The organism is Microcoleus sp. PH2017_05_CCC_O_A, from assembly GCF_020738785.1.
Taxonomy (GTDB): Bacteria; Cyanobacteriota; Cyanobacteriia; order Cyanobacteriales; family Microcoleaceae; genus Microcoleus.
In genome coordinates, this window is sequence record NZ_JAEQCB010000195.1 from 1 (window position 1) to 19,407 (window position 19,407).

Annotated in this window: 24 protein-coding genes and 1 pseudogene; 12 read left to right on the plus strand and 13 right to left on the minus strand. The window is 45.0% G+C overall.

All coding sequences use genetic code 11. The features are described from left to right. Nucleotides 1–307 (minus strand): helix-turn-helix domain-containing protein (locus JGK20_RS30580; protein ID WP_293233283.1); only part of this gene is annotated, 307 nt, incomplete at its 3' end. Between the two features lie 23 nt (nucleotides 308–330). After that, entirely contained in the window at nucleotides 331–453 is a 123-nt protein-coding gene (locus tag JGK20_RS30585) for a hypothetical protein (RefSeq protein WP_293186803.1), read from the minus strand. Nucleotides 454–582: 129 nt separating this feature from the next. Between JGK20_RS30585 and JGK20_RS30590 the strand changes: the two genes are divergently transcribed. Next, nucleotides 583–1,284, plus strand: coding sequence for a Crp/Fnr family transcriptional regulator (locus JGK20_RS30590; RefSeq protein WP_293186804.1), 702 nt, complete (start codon nucleotides 583–585; stop codon nucleotides 1,282–1,284). 427 nt (nucleotides 1,285–1,711) lie between these two features. Here the strand turns inward: JGK20_RS30590 and JGK20_RS30595 are convergent, their stop codons facing one another. The 5 genes from JGK20_RS30595 to JGK20_RS30615 form a co-directional block, all read right to left on the minus strand. Continuing rightward, entirely contained in the window at nucleotides 1,712–2,041 is a 330-nt protein-coding gene (locus tag JGK20_RS30595) for a cupin domain-containing protein (protein ID WP_293186805.1), read from the minus strand. A gap of 14 nt (nucleotides 2,042–2,055) precedes the next feature. Then, nucleotides 2,056–2,835 carry a class I SAM-dependent methyltransferase gene (locus JGK20_RS30600; RefSeq protein ID WP_293186806.1) on the minus strand — a complete coding sequence of 260 codons (780 nt, stop codon included), beginning with the start codon at nucleotides 2,833–2,835 and terminating at the stop codon, nucleotides 2,056–2,058. A gap of 296 nt (nucleotides 2,836–3,131) precedes the next feature. Then, nucleotides 3,132–4,136 carry a methyltransferase domain-containing protein gene (locus JGK20_RS30605; RefSeq protein ID WP_293233285.1) on the minus strand — a complete coding sequence of 335 codons (1,005 nt, stop codon included), beginning with the start codon at nucleotides 4,134–4,136 and terminating at the stop codon, nucleotides 3,132–3,134. A 105-nt stretch (nucleotides 4,137–4,241) separates the two neighbouring features. Then, on the minus strand, nucleotides 4,242–5,339 hold the full coding sequence (locus tag JGK20_RS30610; RefSeq protein WP_293186808.1) for a fatty acid desaturase: 1,098 nt from the start codon (nucleotides 5,337–5,339) through the stop codon (nucleotides 4,242–4,244). Nucleotides 5,340–5,467: 128 nt separating this feature from the next. Next, on the minus strand, nucleotides 5,468–6,184 hold the full coding sequence (locus tag JGK20_RS30615) for a LuxR C-terminal-related transcriptional regulator (protein ID WP_293186809.1): 717 nt from the start codon (nucleotides 6,182–6,184) through the stop codon (nucleotides 5,468–5,470). Between the two features lie 90 nt (nucleotides 6,185–6,274). Here JGK20_RS30615 and JGK20_RS30620 point away from each other — a divergent pair, with 90 nt between their 5' ends. From JGK20_RS30620 to JGK20_RS30635, 4 genes are read left to right on the plus strand one after another with little or no spacing between them, the layout of a single operon-like run. Beyond that, nucleotides 6,275–6,697 carry a DUF6220 domain-containing protein gene (locus tag JGK20_RS30620; RefSeq protein ID WP_293186810.1) on the plus strand — a complete coding sequence of 141 codons (423 nt, stop codon included), beginning with the start codon at nucleotides 6,275–6,277 and terminating at the stop codon, nucleotides 6,695–6,697. 18 nt (nucleotides 6,698–6,715) lie between these two features. Beyond that, entirely contained in the window at nucleotides 6,716–7,141 is a 426-nt protein-coding gene (locus JGK20_RS30625; RefSeq protein ID WP_293186811.1) for an MAPEG family protein, read from the plus strand. Nucleotides 7,142–7,183: 42 nt separating this feature from the next. Further along, a complete protein-coding gene (locus JGK20_RS30630) occupies nucleotides 7,184–7,417 on the plus strand; it encodes a hypothetical protein (RefSeq protein WP_293199250.1) in 234 nt (77 codons plus the stop codon). An 8-nt stretch (nucleotides 7,418–7,425) separates the two neighbouring features. Next, nucleotides 7,426–7,893, plus strand: coding sequence for a hypothetical protein (locus JGK20_RS30635; RefSeq protein ID WP_293193586.1), 468 nt, complete (start codon nucleotides 7,426–7,428; stop codon nucleotides 7,891–7,893). A 100-nt stretch (nucleotides 7,894–7,993) separates the two neighbouring features. Here JGK20_RS30635 and thiO read toward each other — a convergent pair whose 3' ends face one another. Then, on the minus strand, nucleotides 7,994–9,082 hold the full coding sequence (gene thiO / locus JGK20_RS30640) for a glycine oxidase ThiO (protein ID WP_293193584.1): 1,089 nt from the start codon (nucleotides 9,080–9,082) through the stop codon (nucleotides 7,994–7,996). Nucleotides 9,083–9,273: 191 nt separating this feature from the next. Next, complete coding sequence (locus tag JGK20_RS30645) at nucleotides 9,274–9,612, minus strand: 2Fe-2S iron-sulfur cluster-binding protein (protein WP_293186814.1); 339 nt, start codon at nucleotides 9,610–9,612, stop codon at nucleotides 9,274–9,276. Between the two features lie 116 nt (nucleotides 9,613–9,728). Here JGK20_RS30645 and cimA point away from each other — a divergent pair, with 116 nt between their 5' ends. Further along, a complete protein-coding gene (gene cimA, locus JGK20_RS30650) occupies nucleotides 9,729–11,342 on the plus strand; it encodes a citramalate synthase (protein ID WP_293214360.1) in 1,614 nt (537 codons plus the stop codon). Between the two features lie 261 nt (nucleotides 11,343–11,603). On the opposite strand, the gene JGK20_RS30655 is transcribed toward cimA, so the two are convergent. Both JGK20_RS30655 and JGK20_RS30660 read right to left on the minus strand, forming a co-directional pair. Then, nucleotides 11,604–13,814, minus strand: a complete 2,211-nt coding sequence (locus JGK20_RS30655) for a peptidase domain-containing ABC transporter (RefSeq protein ID WP_293199253.1) — start codon at nucleotides 13,812–13,814, stop codon at nucleotides 11,604–11,606. A gap of 828 nt (nucleotides 13,815–14,642) precedes the next feature. Further along, complete coding sequence (locus JGK20_RS30660; RefSeq protein WP_293184276.1) at nucleotides 14,643–14,870, minus strand: secretion protein HlyD; 228 nt, start codon at nucleotides 14,868–14,870, stop codon at nucleotides 14,643–14,645. 452 nt (nucleotides 14,871–15,322) lie between these two features. Here JGK20_RS30660 and JGK20_RS30665 point away from each other — a divergent pair, with 452 nt between their 5' ends. The 5 genes from JGK20_RS30665 to JGK20_RS30685 all read left to right on the plus strand — a co-directional run bounded on the left by JGK20_RS30665 (nucleotide 15,323) and on the right by JGK20_RS30685 (nucleotide 18,005). Beyond that, nucleotides 15,323–16,438 carry an HlyD family efflux transporter periplasmic adaptor subunit gene (locus JGK20_RS30665; protein ID WP_293233287.1) on the plus strand — a complete coding sequence of 372 codons (1,116 nt, stop codon included), beginning with the start codon at nucleotides 15,323–15,325 and terminating at the stop codon, nucleotides 16,436–16,438. Between the two features lie 229 nt (nucleotides 16,439–16,667). Then, nucleotides 16,668–16,880: a hypothetical protein gene (locus tag JGK20_RS30670; protein WP_293209004.1), complete on the plus strand. Its 213-nt coding sequence runs from the start codon at nucleotides 16,668–16,670 to the stop codon at nucleotides 16,878–16,880. A 27-nt stretch (nucleotides 16,881–16,907) separates the two neighbouring features. Continuing rightward, a complete protein-coding gene (locus tag JGK20_RS30675) occupies nucleotides 16,908–17,114 on the plus strand; it encodes a hypothetical protein (RefSeq protein ID WP_293233289.1) in 207 nt (68 codons plus the stop codon). 8 nt (nucleotides 17,115–17,122) lie between these two features. Further along, the gene (locus tag JGK20_RS30680) at nucleotides 17,123–17,494 is read left to right on the plus strand and encodes a hypothetical protein (protein ID WP_293233291.1); all 372 of its coding nucleotides are present in this window, start codon (nucleotides 17,123–17,125) and stop codon (nucleotides 17,492–17,494) included. A gap of 184 nt (nucleotides 17,495–17,678) precedes the next feature. Further along, nucleotides 17,679–18,005, plus strand: a complete 327-nt coding sequence (locus JGK20_RS30685; protein WP_293233293.1) for a nucleotidyltransferase domain-containing protein — start codon at nucleotides 17,679–17,681, stop codon at nucleotides 18,003–18,005. Nucleotides 18,006–18,076: 71 nt separating this feature from the next. Here the strand turns inward: JGK20_RS30685 and JGK20_RS30690 are convergent, their stop codons facing one another. Beyond that, entirely contained in the window at nucleotides 18,077–18,355 is a 279-nt protein-coding gene (locus JGK20_RS30690) for a type II toxin-antitoxin system PemK/MazF family toxin (protein ID WP_293233295.1), read from the minus strand. A 67-nt stretch (nucleotides 18,356–18,422) separates the two neighbouring features. After that, complete coding sequence (locus tag JGK20_RS30695; RefSeq protein WP_293233297.1) at nucleotides 18,423–18,674, minus strand: hypothetical protein; 252 nt, start codon at nucleotides 18,672–18,674, stop codon at nucleotides 18,423–18,425. A gap of 249 nt (nucleotides 18,675–18,923) precedes the next feature. Here JGK20_RS30695 and JGK20_RS30700 point away from each other — a divergent pair. After that, nucleotides 18,924–19,407, plus strand: a pseudogene (locus tag JGK20_RS30700) (hypothetical protein); the annotation flags it as partial.

Consider the following 19,407-nt stretch of genomic DNA (forward strand, 5'->3'; position numbering starts at 1 on the left):
TCTTGAATTTGGGATATCCAGCTTTTTTTGAGAAAAATAAGGAGAAGGAATCACCAAGATTGTCGAAAGCATATTGAGTTATCTTCTGGCAAATTCCCGCCTCTTTAATCCATGTGAACTCAGGCTTTACATGATTGTTAAAGAATTTCTTGAGCAGGTATTTATTGGGCTTCAATCCATCTTGATAAAGGTAACTCCAAGTAGCCAATCCCCAGTTATAAGTAAACCTTGCTATTCCAGCGTGTTTGCTCATGACAGTTGTCTGACTCTTGTTTAATTTTAACTTTGTTTTGATGGATAAAAGCATTGTTCGACCTCAACACGCTAATTTCACCGATCGCCCGACAGGGTAGGTTTGGCTGGTAACTTCCCCGAAACATCCCAGCGCAAGCGAGTATCTTTACTGACAATCCAAGGTTTTTTGGGAATCGCCCAGGGTTTGAACAGGTACATCGTAGATTTGTCTACAAGTGTACTACCTTGTCTATTTAATCGCTAGCTAGGTACTAGCTCTGCTAGCCTCGATATATTCTGAATTCACCGCTATGATACTCTGAATGGACTCCGGCTCAAGTTAAATTTATGAAAGCAACCGTTGAGCAACTGGCCCAAATTGGGATATTTGCCAGCTTAAACCGAACTGATTTAGAGCAACTGCAAGAACATACAGCAATTCGGAGTTACCGACAGGGAGAAGTTGTGATGTATGAGGGCGATCGCATCCCCGAAAAATTATACACGCTTTTGAGCGGTTCGCTGCGGGTAGCAAAAACAGCGGCGGCGGGCAAAGAAACAATTTTGCGTACTTTATTTCAGGGAGATATTTTTGCCGCACCTGCTTTGCTGGGTAACGGAGTTGCGTCGGCAACGGTGACGGCAGAAACTGACGTGCAAGTTCTTACCACAGAACGGGAATTTTTGCTAGCAGCAATTCGGCAAAATCCTGAGATTGCTTTGCGAATATTGGCGGTTTTTAACCAGCGGTTGCAGCAACTGCACGAGACTGTACACGGTTTGGTGTCGGAAAGGGCGATCGTGCGGCTGGCGAGATTCATTCATTACTTTGGCATCGAGCAAGGTACGAAGATTGTGGATAATAGTGTATGTTTAGAAAAACGTTTTCCCTACTATCAAATTGCTCGCAGTATTGGCATCACCTACGAAGAATGCGTGCGGTTGTTTAAGAAACTCAAGCCATTTGTATCTTACAGTCGAGGCGGAAAAATTACTGTGTTGGATTGGAAACAACTGGAGGCGATCGCCTCTGGAGAAGACATAGATTAATGAAGGGAAGAAGTACATTGATTCGGTAGGTTTATCGCTAAGTTTTGATCCCCCTAAATCCCCCTTAAGAAGGGGGACTTTGAAGAAAACTTCGGTTCCCCGAATCGTTGTGGCGACTTTGATGCTCTTGTCCCCCCCTTCTTAAGGGGGGCTAGGCAGGGCGGTTTTATTGTCGTCAGAAAAATTAGGTACGTAGTTGCGCTTCAGCGCTCTTTATAATATTAGGAAAGACGCTAAGAGCGCAACTACGTACCTTGGCCCAAGCGCGAGCCAACCTTTGAGCGATACTGTTGGTATTTTTATATTTCCTATCCTCACAATAAAACCACCCTACTTCTTAAGGGGGGCTAGGGGGATCGAGAGGTTGATTTTCAAATAAAATACTAATGCTAGTTTCTTGAAATTAATCAGAATTGACAGTATTATTTTACTCCGAAAATGTCAAAATAAACGCCAAGTTTTCTTCAGCTTTCAAGGCGTGGGGAGCACGGGCGGGCATAAAAACAAACACCCCCGGTTCCAAGACAATATCCTTACCTTCCAAAGTCAAAATTCCCTTTCCTTCGACTACATTAACTGTGGCATTGCGCGGCGAAGAGTGTTCGGAAACCTCGCTACCAGCAGCCAGACAAAGTAGGGTATACTGGCAATTATTGTCCTTTACTAAAATTTTGCTCAGCACTCCGGCGGCGGGATATTCAATTGCTTCTCGGAGTTGGATTGCGGAAGATTCTAACGGTAAAAGAGTAGCAGTCATGATTTTTGAATCCCTTAATATTGTTTTGTTGCACAAAGGATGATGTAGTCTAAATCGCGATCGTACTTTTGGAAAACTTGACGCATTGCTAAAATACGATCGCGAATTTGCGATTTACTTAAAATATTCCACAAAATCCGCACAGTACCCACAAAACCTTCGTCTTCAACCATTCGTGGCAAGTTGAGGAGTCCCATCGCCCCAGTTTGACACTTTTCTACTTGCAAACCCGCGTTTTGGCAAACAGCAATCGGGCCAGACTCAGACAAAGGCGTTGAATTAGCCCGAATCACTTCCGACAAAGCTTTGTGAATTTCTGATTCTCGGTTTCTAGCTAAAAGTTCGTGAGAAAGAAACTTGCCGCCCGGTTTTAGCCGATCGCAAATTCCCGATATAATTTTAGCTTTCCCCCACCCTGACTGCATCGTCAGGATAGCTTCAGCCAACACCCAATCAAACTCTTGGGAAATCCGATCCAAGTGAAAAATATCTGCTTCGACAATTTGGACTCGATCGCCCAAACCCGCTGCTGCAACATTAGCACGAGCGCGCGCCACACTGTCGGGATTCTTCTCAACTCCCACTACTTTAACGCCAAAACGTTCCGCAAGGGCGATCGAGCTATATCCAAAACTCGCAGCCAACTCTAAAACAGTTTCGCCCGCTTGAAAATCCGCCCATTCAAACAACATTTCCGTAGCAACTTTTCCCCCCGGCCTCAGCATTTTCTTGCCAGCCGCCGCCAGCACTTCATGCCCCGGTGCAGTCTTAAAATTGAGAGCAATATTGGTCATAAAATTGACCTCCTATTTAACCTTACTCTCAGTTTGCCAAATTGTTCCAAAGCTTTCTATGATCTAGCTCATATTCAAATTATCTCTAAGATAAGACGGCGGTTGAAACCGCTAGACGGCGGTTGAAACCGCGTCTACACAAACGAAGTCCGCGCAACGCGAGACTGAAGAGAATAACGTAATTTTAATTGCAATATCTTCAACCCGCGGAGGCGGGTTTTGTCTGTCTAGCTGTCTAGACGCGGTTTCAACCGCCAGTCTTCTTTCTAGCCCACGTAATTTTAATTGCAATATCTTCAACCCGCGGAGGCGGGTTTTGCCTGTGTAGACGCGGTTTCAACCGCCAGTCTTCTTTCTACCGAATTTGCTCGCAGTGCGCGGAACATTCCAAAGCGGCAAAGCCCCGCACCAAAGGCTAAACGCATTAGTAAAAGAGTCGGTACTTCTCGCAGAGACTTGATGAAACCCGATACACCAAAACGCACTAATCCGGCCGGTCTAGCTATACCTTGCCAGATAGAATCTATCCAGGAAGGAAGGGTTTCTTGCGTCCAATCTGCGGTGGTTACAGCGCCCTCCACAAACCCCGTTGCTTCTAAAAGTTCTGAAAAGCCCTCGATGCTTGAAAAAGCCGGATGTGACCATTGATCCAGCAGTTGCTGCATTACTGGTTTCTCCCAGAAATTGAGCGGGATTTTGCGATCGTCCCTTTGATTCCAGTCAGCCACAACCAGCACGCCACCGGGCTTGACGACTCTCATCAACTCTTTCGCAAACACGGCTTTATCTGGCATATGCGGCCCAGCTTCGATCGACCAAACCACATCAAAACTCGCATCTGGAAACGACAGCGCCATAGCATCATCCACCCGAAACTGCAAATCGAGATCTGGGGAAGTTAATTCTTGAGCGCGTTTAACTTGCTGCGGGCTGATCGTAATTCCCGTGACAGCAAACTTATAATCCTGCGCCAGAATGCGGCTGCTACCGCCAATTCCACAGCCAACATCTAAGACTGTAGTGCCGGCAGGTAATTTATCCAAGCCTCCCCAGCGCACCATTTCATGCACAAAATCCGATTTAGCTGCGAGGAAATCTTTGCGTTGTGGCGGCGCACCGTAATGGCCCAAGTGGATGTGCTCGCCCCAATAAAATTCGAGAATCCCGTCTTCCGTCCATTCGTCGTAGGAATTGGCCACGGAGTCCGATGATTGATAAGGGCGAGCCGTGATTAAATAGATCAGAAGGGCGATCGCCAGCAGTACAAACAAAACTCCAAGTACAACAACAAATAAATTCATTTTTTTACCTTCTTTCCAGAGCAGAATGTATAGCAGTTGACAGTTGACAGTTGACAGTTGACAGCTTCCCCGAAAAGCCGATCGTTGGGTTGCATAGTACGGGAATCAAATTATTTCTACTTGTTGTCTAAATGATGCGATCGATTGCAGACTATCTGAAGCAGCATCCCAAAGAATGAACTTAAAACAATCAGGAATCTCGCGAATTGTCAGGATTCTTGAATTACCAAGCAGGTGCAAATTAGCATTGTGACACGCCCGAAGATTGTAATTAGGAATTCGCTCAGACAGATGATGAATATTGTGGTAAGCAATATCAGCCGAAAACCAATTGAGAATAGTTGGTAATTTTAGATAACTGCTACCTTCGATCGCACCAAGCAGATAGTCCCAGCCCTCTGTCTTGTGAGCGTAGGAACCCTCAAAGTTATGCTGCACAAAGAAGATGCAGATAAATATCGCCGCCGAACAAGTCATCACAATTGAGTAAACACTCCAGAAAAACCCAAACCCAAGTAAGTTACCCAGATAAAGCCAGCTACCCACCACACAAATATTGTTGAAGAGTAAATCCCAAAACTCAGCCGTCGTATACCAGTGTTTGGATTTGTAGGAAGCAATTATTCTAGATAAACCCATACCTAAATCTTGATTGAGACAATCAAAAGTATGTCTGACAAAACCAGCAATTCCCAATATTAGCGCGAGTCTTGGTTTGATAATCAGGTAGAAAAAGCCACCAGGAAACAGCATCAGCGGGTGTCTGAGCAACTGATATATCTTTTGGTTAAATGGACTGAGTGCCGCAAACTTTTCGGTGGAAATCAACGCCGAAGGGCCTCGGTACATATCCCAATTACCATTATTTTTGTGATGGTAAGCGTGTCCCCTAGACCAGGGGTACTGAGGAATTGCATTGATGATACCTAGCAGAAAACCCACTGTGCGATTGACTTTTTTGGAACTAAACAGAGAATAGTGTCCGCAATCGTGCATCAAGGAGAAACAACGTCCTGAAAAGAGTGTCATCAACACGATGATCGGTGGCAGCAGCCATACAGAAATGGCAGCAGCTTTAAATGCTAAAAACCATAAAAATGTATAGGGGATGACTGTATTGAGTAGTTGGTATGTAGCTTTGAAATTGTTGCTCTTCATGTAAGGAGATAGCACAAAATCCGACTTTTTGATCGCGCTTTTCATTCAGTATGTCTGTAGTGTGGATAAGTGCTTAGCTGAGAATATAGTTTAGATTGCAGGTGATTGACAGAAAATCAAATAATACCATACTACTATACGGTTGGCTAATCGGTGAGGGCGCAAGCAAAATGTTATCGATCGCCGTTGAGCACCAAATTTGATACAGACTGCTTGACACTAGGCTCGTATTTTGTAGCAGAAAGTTGTGCCACCATCTGCGCGCGGGATGAAACCTCAAGCTTGCGGAACATTCGCTTCAGAGCTTGCTTCACAGAATTTTCAGTAATCCAAAGTTCAGTCCCAATTTCGGCGTTAGTTCGTCCCAAAGCCACCAACTCGGCAATTTCCAATTCACGAGGCGTTAAGCGATTGGTTTTGAAAGGCTGGTATGGCGATCGCATTGTTGCACTCCAGACAGATAAGTGCAAACAAATTCCACTCAAATCAGCTAAATTTTGTGCATCAAAAGCAGACATTGACTGTTCGCGAGTGCAACCGAATACACCGACTAATTGACCGCAACTTACAATCGGGCCCGCCATCACGTGCCAATGATCGGGGCGAGGACAAATCATCGTCCAAACTTTGGGTGATGCTACCAGTGCTTCGTGGACTGGAGCATGGCGCTCAACTAGATAACGCGCAATAGGATTATATTCGATTGATAGTGCAATTTCCAGGGTTTTATGAAATTTTTTATCTAACAAAGGCAGTTGGTCAAAGAAAAAGACTCCCGATCGCTTAGCGGCAAAATACTCGCCGATTTGCGGCACGACTTGCGATCGCAGATCTTGTTCATTCTTGACTTGATTGATTGCTTCAAATAAATGCTGTAAGGAATTTGTCATCGTCGTGATAGCGAAAAGTGTACCCGATCGGGGTCTATGACTGCTGAATTACTCAGCTTATATTATCAAAAGTATCAAAAATAACGTGACATGACCATCAATTCGGAAATTGAGCGCGATCGCACTCCCATGCGTTGGATGCCGATCGGCTTTTATGCGACTTCAGTCGTCTTTAACCTCTGCTTGATTGCTCAATTGTTAACGGTTGGATTCGCTTACTTTGTCAATCCTGCATGGTGGGATATTCATGTTTGGCTAGTCCGAGGATATAGCGGGCTGTCATTATTATTACTGGGATGGTCGCTGCTGACTCGATTCTCACCTCAAATACAACGTCTCACCGCAAGTCTACCCGTACTGCTGGGACTACAATTTTTGACCATTCATCTCAACACTCCTTTTCACCTAGAGGTACTCCATCCTCTGATTGGATTTACCTTAGTCTTTGTTTCTTCAATTCTTGTACATAGCGTAGGGCGCATTTTATCGCCCGCCCATCTTCAGAACAATTGAGTTTTATAGGTAAAAACGATGCAAAATGCAATTTTTAGTCCCTTCTTTGCAATGGTGTTTGTGACACTGGTAGTCTGGGTTTATCTCTACATCCGCCGTATCACTTTCCTCAACAATACAAAGCTCGCCCCGAAGGAGCTGGCTGTACCTGGTATGCTGGCACAAATCTCGCCACCAGAGGTATCAAATCCGTCCGATAACTTCAAGAATTTGTTCGAGATTCCCGTCCTGTTTTATGCGCTGGTGCTATACCTTTTCATCACGAACCAGGTAGATGCAGTTTATGTGAATGCGGCTTGGATCTTCGTTGGCTTTCGCGCTTTGCACAGCATCGTTCATTGTACATTCAATCTAATCCTGCTGCGCTTCTACCTCTACCTATTCTCAACCCTGATGGTGTGGTTCATCGCCATCCGTGCAGCATTTAGCCACTTTGCTAAATAGATAACTCGATCGCACTCTCAAACATTCGGCGACTCCCAAATCTTGCGATCCGCCGGGAAGTTGATGCGGGCGATCGACTTTTCGGCGCGTATCACCCCCGCTTACGCCTTTGACAAACCGCCCCCGAAACCCAAATGTGACACAACATCCACCACCGCAGAGGATTTTGGCTCGACTCGTGGAAACGGGAATTTGAGGAGCGATCGTGATTGGCGATCGTTCGTTTTTTGCGATCGCAGCTCCGACTTGCTACAATCTAGTCGCACGCGCAACTAGAATAAATCATGAGCGAACTGTTAGACGAGACGCTTTCTATTGAAATCGCCACTCGCATTAAAAGCAACCGTAAAAACTGCTTTGATAACGCTTCCAAAGCAGCATTAACCACCGAAGGCGCAATCTACGTTCAAGGCTTTTTAGCTGCACCCGGAGCGCCTTACAAACCCATCGAGTATAGCTGGATTGAACTCAACGAGCGCATTGTTGACCCAACTTTTCCGCATCTTGGCTTCAATGCTCAAGACATTCATTACTTCCCCGCCCAGCGATTGAGCGTCAAGAAACTCAAAGCAATTCTAGACGAATCAAAAGAAGATTATCCAGAAGACGATCCCCTGCCGGTTTACGGAAATCAACCCTATGAATATTACGGCGATGTGATGTTAGGCGGTAAAGATTACCAAAATGCTTACGATTTGGCTGCGCTTAAATGCAGGGAATTGAACCTACCCAAAAAAACGGAATCTAACTAATTTGGACTTACGCCAAAATTAAGTTCGTAGTAAGGGCTTTAGTCCTGCTTCATTTATCTTTATAAAGAGAGGACTAAAGTCCGAACGATTAAACCGAATGTCAGGAAAATGCAAACCTCGCATAATTAAAAGCAGCCAACAACGGATCTAACTTTCGATTTAACATCAAATCAGCCAACAACTTAGCAGTCACCGGAGCCAACAAAATGCCATTGCGATAATGCCCAGTTGCCAATGTCAAATTATCCCAAGCAGAAGCACCCAAAATCGGCAACTCATCCGTCGTAGCAGGCCGAAATCCCCACCAAAACTCTAGAATCGGATAATTCTGCAATTCGGGATATAACTTAATCGCTCCTGCTAGCAAACTTTGAATTCCCGCTGGAGTATTTCCAGGGGTAAAATCCACATTCTCGCTAGTTGCACCAATAATAATTCTGCCATCTTGACGCGGCACAATATAAATGCCAGTCCCGAATAAAACTGTTTGCAATGGCTGCATAACTGCACAATCTTTTGGTACGCACACTGACAGCATTTGCCCCTTTCTGGGAAAAACCGGAACATTCAATAACTTCTCACACCAAGGCCCTGCCGCCAAAACATAACGGTCTGCTTGCAATTTTCTTGCCGTTGTTTCTACGCCAAAAACTCGGTTTCCATGCCGAATAATTTCCTTTGCAGTATCTTGAATAATCTCAATTTGCAATTCTTTGGTTGCGCTCTGTAGCGTCCGAAATAAAGCGCGGTTGTCCACTTGAGCGTCGTCAGGATACCACCAACCACCGATTACTTCTTCACCCAATCCAAACTGGTGCTGGCGAACAGTATCTCTGTCTAACCAATGAGAGTTAAGGTTTGACAATAGCGGCTGTTGTTGAGGATCGTTTTGACAAACTGGTGCGAGAATTCCCGATCGCCAATACCCCGTTTTCAACCCCGTAATCTCTTCCAGGCGTTCCACCCAGGAAGGATACAGCGCGCGACTTTGCAAGCACAAATCCAGCATCGGACTGGGGGGAATTCGTTCCGCTTGGGGAGCGAGCATTCCGGCAGCAGCCCGGGCCGTCGGTTGTGGAGAATCGGCGGTAAGAACAGCGACAGATGCCCCTCGCAATTTCAGTTCAACTGCTAGGGAAAGGCCGATAATTCCGCCACCAATAATCAGAATATCTTGAGATGAATTCATTGACTTTTCTATGGACTGTCTGGCTTTTTTACCTCGGGGCCTTCTTGAGGGTAAGGTGCTGGTGTTCGCACCTTACAGTTAGAATTTTGGGGCAAGTCTTACATATTTTCTTGTGGGGTGGGCTTCGCAGCACCACCCAAAATATGCAATCTAAATGCACTACAGCTTATCAGCCTTCCTGCACCAAAAATCTATCCTTGAGGTTTCCATACAGTTTCCGAGCCCTGGCCCCAAAAACCATCATATTTTGTCACCTTAATATCGCCCAAAACCTTAGTCTGGCAGGACAAACGGCGGTTTGATGCGGGAGAATGGGGAGGAATCGAAAGTCGCGCTTTTTCACGCCACTCGGACTCGGAAACTTCGCCCTCGATGGTGACGGCACAGGTGCCACAAGTCCCCAAACCGTGGCAGTTGATGACTTTAGCGTTGCCGTTGTAGAGATCGATGCCGTTTTTGAGCAAGACTTCACGGAGATTCGATCCGCGATCGCACTCAAATGTTTTTCCTTGCGCTTGTACCTTAACCACAGTAATTTACCCCGATTAGATTTATGTTAATTTTCCTATATATTATCGCATTTATTTCAAATAATTTCATCTAATATGATAAGTGATATATTACCAATTGAGAATTGAGAATTCCCATGAAAAATCGGCTCTGGATCTACGATACCACGCTGCGAGACGGCGCTCAGTGCGAGGGACTCTGCTTATCTCTCGAAGACAAAGTGCGAATTGCTCGACAGTTAGACAGTTTAGGAATTCCGTTTATTGAAGGTGGCTGGCCGGGAGCAAATCCTAAAGACGTACAATTTTTTTGGCGGCTCAAAGAACAGCCATTAATTCAAGCAGAAGTTGTCGCTTTTTGTTCGACCAGACGACCGGGAAAAACGGCAGCCAATGATGAAATGTTGCAGCCTATCTTGTCTGCGGGGACTCGCTGGGTAACGCTGTTTGGCAAGTCGTGGGATTTGCACGTAATTGAAAGTTTGAAGACGACGTTAGAAGAAAATCTGGCGATGATTCGAGATACTATTGAATATTTACGGAGTCAGGGAAGGCGCGTTATTTACGATGCCGAACACTGGTTTGACGGCTACAAACACAATCCCGAGTATGCGATTAAAACTTTAATGGCAGCGGCGGATGCTGGTGCAGAATGGCTGGTGCTTTGCGATACCAACGGCGGTACTTTGCCTGACGAAGTTAGTCAAGTTGTGCGTGATGTTTTAGCGGCTTTAGGAACTGAACTAACTCAATCTTTACAGTTAGGAATTCACACTCACAACGACTCTGGAGTTGCCGTTGCTAATGCTCTGGCTGGTGTGCGGGAAGGGGTGACGATGGTACAGGGAACTATTAACGGTTATGGCGAACGCTGCGGTAATGCTAATTTGTGTTCCTTGATTCCTAATTTTCAGCTCAAGTTGGGTTATGATTGCATTCAAGATGAGCAATTAGCGAAATTAACTCAAGTCAGTCGCTCCGTCAGCGAAATTGTTAATCTTGCTCCCGACGACCACGCTCCTTTTGTTGGCCTTTCGGCTTTTGCTCACAAGGGCGGAATTCACGTATCGGCGGTTGAAAAAAATCCGTTAACTTACGAACACTTGGAACCGGAAAAAATCGGCAACATCCGGCGAATTGTGATTTCGGATCAATCGGGTTTGAGTAATGTTTTGGCGAAGGCTAAGACTTTTGGTATTGAACTCGATCGCAAAAATCCTGCTTGCCGCCAAATTCTGGAAAAGTTGAAAGATTTGGAAAGTCAGGGATATCAATTTGAGGGTGCTGAGGCGTCTTTTGAATTGTTGATGCGGGAAGCTTTGGAAAAGCGGCAGCGGTGGTTTGAAATTCATGGATTTCAAGTTCACTGCGATAAGGTTGGCGAAGATTGTACGGCTTTAGCCACTGTGAAATTGTCAGTCAACGGTACAATTATTCTGGAATGTGCGGAAGGAAACGGCCCGGTTTCGGCTTTGGATGCGGCTTTGCGGAAAGCTTTGGTGAATTTTTATCCGGCGATAGCGCATTTTTATCTGACAGATTACAAGGTGCGAATTCTGGATTCTGGTGCGGGAACTTCGGCTAAAACTCGCGTGTTTGTTGAGTTTAGTAACGGTCAAGATCGCTGGACGACGGTTGGGGTTTCTGGTAATATTTTGGATGCTTCTTGTCAGGCGGTTGTTGAGGGTTTGGAGTACGGTTTGGTGTTGGAAAATCAGGAGGCGATTCCCCTAGTTTGTCGGGTGCATTAGACAAGATTGCAACAATAGCTGGACGGGCAAGATGCCCGTTCCACAATCATAGATTGGGCGGGCAAGATGCCCGTTCCACAATCATAGATTGGGCGGGCAAGATGCCCGTTCCACAATCATAGGCCCGTTCCACAATCATAGATTGGGCGGGCAAGATGCCCGTTCCACAATCATAGATTGGGCGGGCAAGATGCCCGTTCCACAATTTTTTTTATTGTGGGATGGGCTTCTAGCCCGTCCTAATTATTTTTGCAATTTTGTCTAAGGTTCCAAAAACTCTAAGTGATCTCCAGGAATCGATCGCAATTTTGCAGCAGATCCTTGCAGTTTCAACCTGCCGCGTTCTAACATGATAATCCAATCGGCGCGATCGATCACTCGGGGCCTGTGACTGATAAAAATCGTGGTTTTCCCCTGCCGGTACATCAATAAATTTTCCAAGACTTCCGCTTCGCTGGCGGGATCTAGCCCTGCGGTAGACTCGTCTAGAATCAACACGGGCGGGTTGTTGAGAATCGCACGGGCGATCGCCAATCTCTGTCTTTGTCCCCCCGAAATATTCGCCCCAAACTCCCCTAAAACAGTTTGATATTTATCCGGTAATTGGCTTATAAATTCATCCGCCCCGGCAATTTTGCAAGCTTTCACAATCTGTTCAAAAGTGGCATCAGGACTCCCCAACTGAAAATTATCGAGAATCGAACGGCTCCAGAAATGAGCTTCTTGGGGAACAAGAACCACCTGCTGTCTGAGACAATCGAGAGACAAATCCTGCAAATTGTAACCGCCAATTCTCACATTACCAGATTGCAGCGGATACAGACCAGCAATTACCTTAGCTAGCGTACTTTTTCCACAACCAGAATAACCGATTAAAGCAATTGCGTGACCGCCCGGAAACGTCACAGAAAAATTTTCCAACAAGTCAAGTCTGCCTGGGTAGTGAAAATTCACACTCTTACAAACAATTTCGTCGCCGCCTTGAAGCGTTACCACAGGTTTATTAATATCGCTTTTACTTTCTGGCTCAGCGTCTATGACTTCCGAAAGCCGTTGAGTTGCTGTCTGCACGCGAGCCATTTCATCAGTAGATTCGACCAAGGAAGTCACCCAAGTAGTAACGTTTTGATTCATGCTAATAAATGCTAGCAACTGACCGATACTCAATGCCTTGTCAATCACCAACCCGCTGCCCAACCACAGCAGGGTAATGCTGCCCGCTGAAGCAACAAAGCCCGAAAAGATATTATTGAGAATGCCGATTTGTGTGGTACGAAAAGTAAGACTCGCTAAGCGACCAAAGCGACCTTGAAATTCTTCCCAAAGTTGCTGGGCGCTGCTAGTAGTTTTCACAGTCAGCGCGCCTTTAAAGGTTTCTACTAAAACGCCTTGAGTTTCTGCTTCCAGTACAAATAAATTCCGCGTTTTTTGCTGCAATACGGGCAGAAAAACTACTGTAGAGGCAGTCATGAACAAAGCGATGACTGTAGCTGCCAGCGTCAGTTCTTTGCTGTAAAATAACATGAAAATAAAAGAAACTACAGCTATAAAAAATTGACTGGGCAAGCTGATCGCAAATTGAGAAACTAATTTATTGATTTCTTGGATATCTTGTAATCTACTGACGATTTCGCCGCTGCGTCTGGTTTCGTAAAAGCTTAAAGGCAATCGCAGGAATTTACGCCCGAATTCCATGACCAATCCCAACTCTAAACGCTGGGAAAATTGAGCAATTAAGTTCGACTGTACTAATCCTAAACTGCTGCTAAATAGGTTCATAACTATAACTGCGATCGCCACACTTGCCAAAAGTTGCGTGTCGCCCCGCACCAAAATGTCGTCGGTGAGCAGTTGTACGAGAAAAGGTGAAGCAATCGACAGCAAACCCAACACCACATTCATCAACAGTGCTTCCATTAAAAGCTGGCGGTAAATCCAAACCCGGCGCATCCATTTTTGTAAGGAATTGGCGGGCGGTTGGCCGTCTGCTTCGGCAAAAAATCGATCGGGATCTGGGTCTACTAGCAAGCACAGCCAATCTGTCCAACCTGCTGCTAATTCTTCTTTGGAAATATAGCGCATACCGACAGCCGGATCGCCGATCGCATATTTGTCGCCCTGCTTTCCGTACAAAACAACCCAGTGGTACCCGCTCCAGTGAATAATAGCCGGTAAAGGTGCTTCGTCAATTTTGTCTAAAATAGCAGCCGCTGCTCGCACCGATCGAGCATTAAAGCCCACCGCCTCAGCGCCTTGTTTCAAGCCCAGCAGAGTTGTCCCCTTTTGGCCTGTACCCGCAGATTCTCGCAAACGGCTAATGGTAAAGTTCTGTCCGTAAAATTTGGCGATCGAAGCCAAACAAGCCGCCCCGCAGTCTTCTTCGCTCTGCTGGAGTACAACCTGATATTTCTTAAACCTGTTAACTTGTCCGAATAATGGCATTTTGCCGATCAAAGGGATGTTCTTTAACATTTTGCAAAATGAATAATGGTAGAGCATAAAGAAGATTACTCATCACCAACTACCCAATCAGCAAAAAGCACCCATAAAGTTATGGGTGCTTTCTCGATCAAAAGTTATAGAGCTGAATTCAGAGCACTAAACTTTACCAGTAGCCGTAGCGAACTACTCTTCTGAAGGAACCGTCGCAATTGCGGCGGTACACAACCCAACGGCGCCGACGACCACAGTTTTCGCGGCCATAATAGCTATCGCGATAGTAGTGACCACTTTTATCTAATTTCGATAGCCTCGTTTCAACAGTTGACAGTTTGAGATCGACTTCTACCTAGGAGGAAGAGGATTGGAGTAATGAATAGTCGGATTTTAATTTCTCCCGAGCAGGGTTCCGGCTTTCAACCAATTCTTTCTGGTAATTACTGACTAATACTTCTCAATGCCTGTGCGAAGTCAGGAATATCACTGAGAAGTTTTGAAAATTCACCCGATCGCACTACCCGACTCACCTATCTAGACTATTAAGGTTTTGTAATAAGGGCGATCGCGCGATTCACAGCACTAAACTTTACCAGTAGCCGTAGCGAACTACTTTTCTGAAGGAACCGTCGCAATTGCGGCGGTACACAACCCAACGGCGCCGACGACCACAGTTTTCGCGGCCATAATAGCTATCGCGATAGTAGTGACCACTGATAATATTGAACGAAAACTAGAAACTTTATATAATTTCGATAGCCTCGTATGATTACTGACTAATACTTCTCCATGCCTCTGCGATCGCCCGGAATATTACTGAGAAAATTTTAAGATTTATCCGATCGCACTACTTTACTCAGCTATCTAGACTACAAGGGTTTTGTAAGGGCGATTGCGAATCGGATCGTAAAGGAAAAGCTGACTCGGCTGTGGAATGAAAAACAGCGTATTGATGCCATTGCTGCTGCTGTTCTTGGTATCGCTGTTACTGTTAGCACTGCTGAAACCGCTGGTAGTGCTGCCACCGCTGACAGTCCCAGATTCTCGATCGGTTAATTCGGTAAAAAGTGAATTTTGTTGATTGTCCGGCATAAGGAACTCCTATTAAGACATATATAGTTACTTACGTACCGATCCCAGAAAAACCGGGTAACAATGCCAAAAATCATTGCGGAAATGCTCTGTTTTCCTGACTGTTGCCGCCTGAATCCACCATTCTTGATGTTTGGGGAAATTTCCGGGTGGGGACGGCAAAGCTGTGCGGATTTTGACCTTGACCATGTGAATTTTGATTTAGACTTCTAAATCTATCCTTGGTGTCCGGAAAGCTAGAAAATAAATGTGACAAAAGAAATAGGCGATCGATCTCTCCTTCTTCCAACTCATACCGTTTGAGGTTTGAAAATGACTTATTTAATCAGGCTTTGGAGTTGGCCGCGAGTTGCATTCTTTTTTGGAAATGGCATTAAAACTCACAACGATTCTCTTTCCCCAAACTCAAAACTTAAAATTCAAAACAATTCCCCTCACCCCCAATAGCCGCCATGCCTCGCACACCCGAACCCATGCCCGCAGAAACCTTTGATAACGACCAGTTTTTGCCCCCTGTCAGCCGCTGGACTACTTTGGGGGGAATTTTGATGGTGGCGACGTTTGGCGGGGCGATCGCCCTGGCAAGCGTCACCAAATACAGTGCTACAGTCAAAGCAGACGCGATCGTCCGTCCAGCCGGAGAAGTGCGCGTCGTGCAAGCTGCAACCGAAGGAACCATCGAAAGCATTGCTGTCAGCGAAAATCAGACAGTAAAAGCCGGAGATGCGATCGCAGTTGTCAACGCTTCGCGTTTGGGCACTCAAAAAAAGCAGTTCCAAGACACAGTCAATCAGTCTCAAACAGCAGCACAGCAAATCAACCAGCAACTGCGGGACTTGGAAAATCAAATTTTAGCCAGCGGCCAATTTCAAACCATCCAAAATCAAAATTCCGCCGCCCAAGAAGTAGTCGAGTCCGCTCTTGTAAAAATCGCCACATCGCAGCCGGATGTCGCCGAGAGACTCGGCAGAAGTCGGCGGGTTTTGCTCGTCAAGCGATCGTCCATTCAACAACAATTAATTCAAGCTAAAAAAGAACTCAATCAAATTCAGTCACAACTCGAAAATAGCGTGATCCGCGCGCCCGCTGATGGTACAATTCTCAAATTGGAAGTACAAAGTACCGGTCAAACAATACAAGCCGGAAGTGCGATCGCCCAAATCGTCCCCAGCGACGTACCCCTTTTAGTCAAAGCCAAAGTAACATCCCAAGACATCGCCCGCATCCAAATCGGCCAACCCGTGCAGATGAGGATTTCCGCCTTACCCTTCCCAGATTACGGGACACTAAAAGGAACAGTCAGCGCGATCGCCCCAGATGCGATCGCAACTCAAAACCCCAATAATAATTTAGGTACTGCTTATTATGAAGTTGCAATTAAACCTGATAAAACTTATCTAACCAAACTTGAATCTACCGGCAATCAAGCAGTTGGAACTTCCCAGGCAAATACCCCACGCCAGTATTCAATTCAGTCAGGAATGGAAGGTAGAGCCGACATTATTACTGGTCAAGAAACAGTATTGACATTTATTTTGCGGAAAGCAAGGTTGGTGACGGATATGTAATTGGTCATTAGTCGTGGTCGTAGGGTGCGTCAGTCTTAAGGTTAGCCCGAAAAATTTGGGTTTTACCTACTGACGCACCCTACTTTTGTTTGTTGTTTGTTTAACATTTTGCGATCGTAGTTATATCATAGACTCTAGTAGATGCCACTGTCAACTATCTCGATCCACAACTCCAAAAGTTAATCTAACGTCATAAGCTGGTAACTAACCACTAACCAACGGGTAACAAATGGGGAAGTACAGGCGACCTAGAATTAATTTTGTTTTGGATGAGGATATTAGGGACGACCTAACGGTATGGGCTAAGGAGGAAGGACGCACGATGAGCAATCTTGTAGAGCGAATTGTGACAGCCGCAGTTCAAGGAAAGCGGGACAGCCACCCAAACCAAAACCCGCTCATCCATAAAGAGCAAGCGGGAAAAGGAGGCTCTAGCGAATGAATAAACTGATGTCTAGTATTGAAAAAAGTGACAAATTCACCAGAACCAGAACCGTCAGAACTAGAAAATATACACAGCGTCACTGACCCGGAGAAATGCCGGGAAATGGAACGTCGGTATGATTGGAAACTCAAGAAAATCAAAGTAAACAAAGGTTTGCCCCTCGAAATAGATTGCATATTTCACGGGGAACAGACTTCTTTTCAAGACTTCTGGTACGACTACCAAGACTGAGGTAAATTATGACCAAAAATGAAACATGGATTGTTTACAAAACTGAATCTATGAGTGCGGAGGGCTGGAGGGAACGAAAGTTAATGCCGGATGGTGGCTTGACAGACATTCTGTCAGAAGAGTGGGATTCTTCGGGGAAATTGCCTCAAATTGGCGATCGGGTGCGAGAATACGAAAACCTCGAAGATCCGGGTAACGGAGTCACCCACGGTCGAGATAGCAATTGGATTGTGAAAAGCATCCACAAATTCTCATCTAGCGACACAAACCTGGAAATCATGGTCTGTTATTGCGCGTATGAACCTGTTGAATCTAAATGGGTTGAATTAAAACGAGGAAAGCCTGTGAATGAGATTTTGCAACCCGTTGAAATTGGGTAAAAATCTTAATCTTTCTAATTAATCATCTTCAGTCCGCGCAGGCGGACTTTGTTTTTGTAGACGCGGTTTCAACCGCCGGGTTTATGTGTACTTTGTTTTTGTAGACGCGGTTTCAACCGCCGGGTTTATGTGTACAATAAATACACCTGGTTTATGTGTAGAATAAATAACATCCATCGCCAATATGAAAATCAACGATAAACTCAAGACCATTCTAGCTGAATTGCGATCGCACTTCGAGCAACTCTACGGCGATCGGCTCACCCAAATGGTACTCTACGGTTCCCAAGCGCGGGGTGACGCACATCCCGACTCAGATATTGATGTTTTGGTGGTTCTCAAAGGACAAGTCAATCCCGGCGAAGAAATCAAAAGAATCAGCCATATTCGGGCAGACTTGTCTCTCCAAAATGATGAAGTGATTAGCTGTTTGTTTATGGACGAAAATCGGTTTGTGAACTACAACGGGCCTTTATTGAGGAATATTCGTAAAGAGGGAATAGCTTTATGAAACCCGAACAATTAGAATTAATCCAGAAATCTAGCCTGCGATCGCTAATATCAATTAAATACTCCAAATTTTTATAAACCAAAACAGTAACGAACCGCCGATTCAACTTCTAACATTTTTTCTGCGGAAAGTTCCCCTGCTGAATCCGTAGGAAATCGCTCTTTATCCAAAGATCGAATCTGAAAACAGAGGAAAACTGTTTCTATTTGCAAACCACTTTCAGACGCAGAAACACGCACATTTGTTCTATATTCGCGGTGAATATTAGTTCCTTTAGTACCGACAATGACAGTAACAACTAAGGGTGACTGGTTAATAGTATCAATGGAAAGCACCAAGACAGGTCGCATTCCAGCTTGTTCTCTTCCATGAACTGGGTTAAGATTGACAAAATAAATATTTTCCCTCGCTGAATGCTCATAGTGCTTCTAAACCATCCATTTCTGCCACAATAAACTCTTGATTGATAGCAGCAATCTCAACTTGAATATCTGGATCGTTTGCCATCTCTGCTATCTCTGCTTCCAGGTATTTAGGATTAGCGAGTTTGTTAGCTATGTGAGTTTTCTCTCGTACTCGGCAAGCGATACGTTCCAGCAGCCAAAGTTGTTCTTCTATCGACAGGGAACTAATAGAACGTTCAATCTCTACTAAAGTTTGTGAAATCATTTTAGTTTCCTCTTGTTTTTTGCCCCATCGCAAATTATCGAGATTTTTTTGAATGAGACCGGGCCCATTCCGAATAGATTTATTATTAGGCGCGATCGCTTACTTATCTTGTATCTATATTATACGACATAGTGGCGTAGCAGCTTATGACACACACTCCAACGACTCCAGACGATTCAGCAAGTCGGGTTTCCCCCTTGTTTTTCCCCGACAAAGAATGTAAAATTCTAAAAACATGGGTTGTCAGCAATGAACGAAGCGCGCCGCAAAGCCTATCAAAATCTTATTGAATCTATCCTCAGTGTCAGCGATGACTACGAAATCGCAGTCCTGCAAGCCAATATAGAATTAATAGATGATAGTTTTTCTCAATATGTAAGAGATTGGGCTACTCAAACTATGGCAAAAATGCTAGCAGAACAAGCATACTATCCTGCTAATTTTTTATTGAGATTGGGTATGAATTTTTATAGTTTACGGCAAGGCAGTCGGGCAATTAATTTAGAGATTGCTATTACTTGTATGGAGATAGGATTAACTATTGTCACCCGCGAAGCTTACTCGGAAAAGTGGGCAACGTATCAAAACAGTCTGGCGAGTGCGTACCTCTACAGAATCAGAGGGAAAAAAGCCGAGAATCTGGAATTGGCGATCGCAGCTTTTGAGGCATCCTTGGAAGTTTACACCCGCGACGCATTTCTCTTTGAATGGGCAAGGAGTCAAAATAATTTGG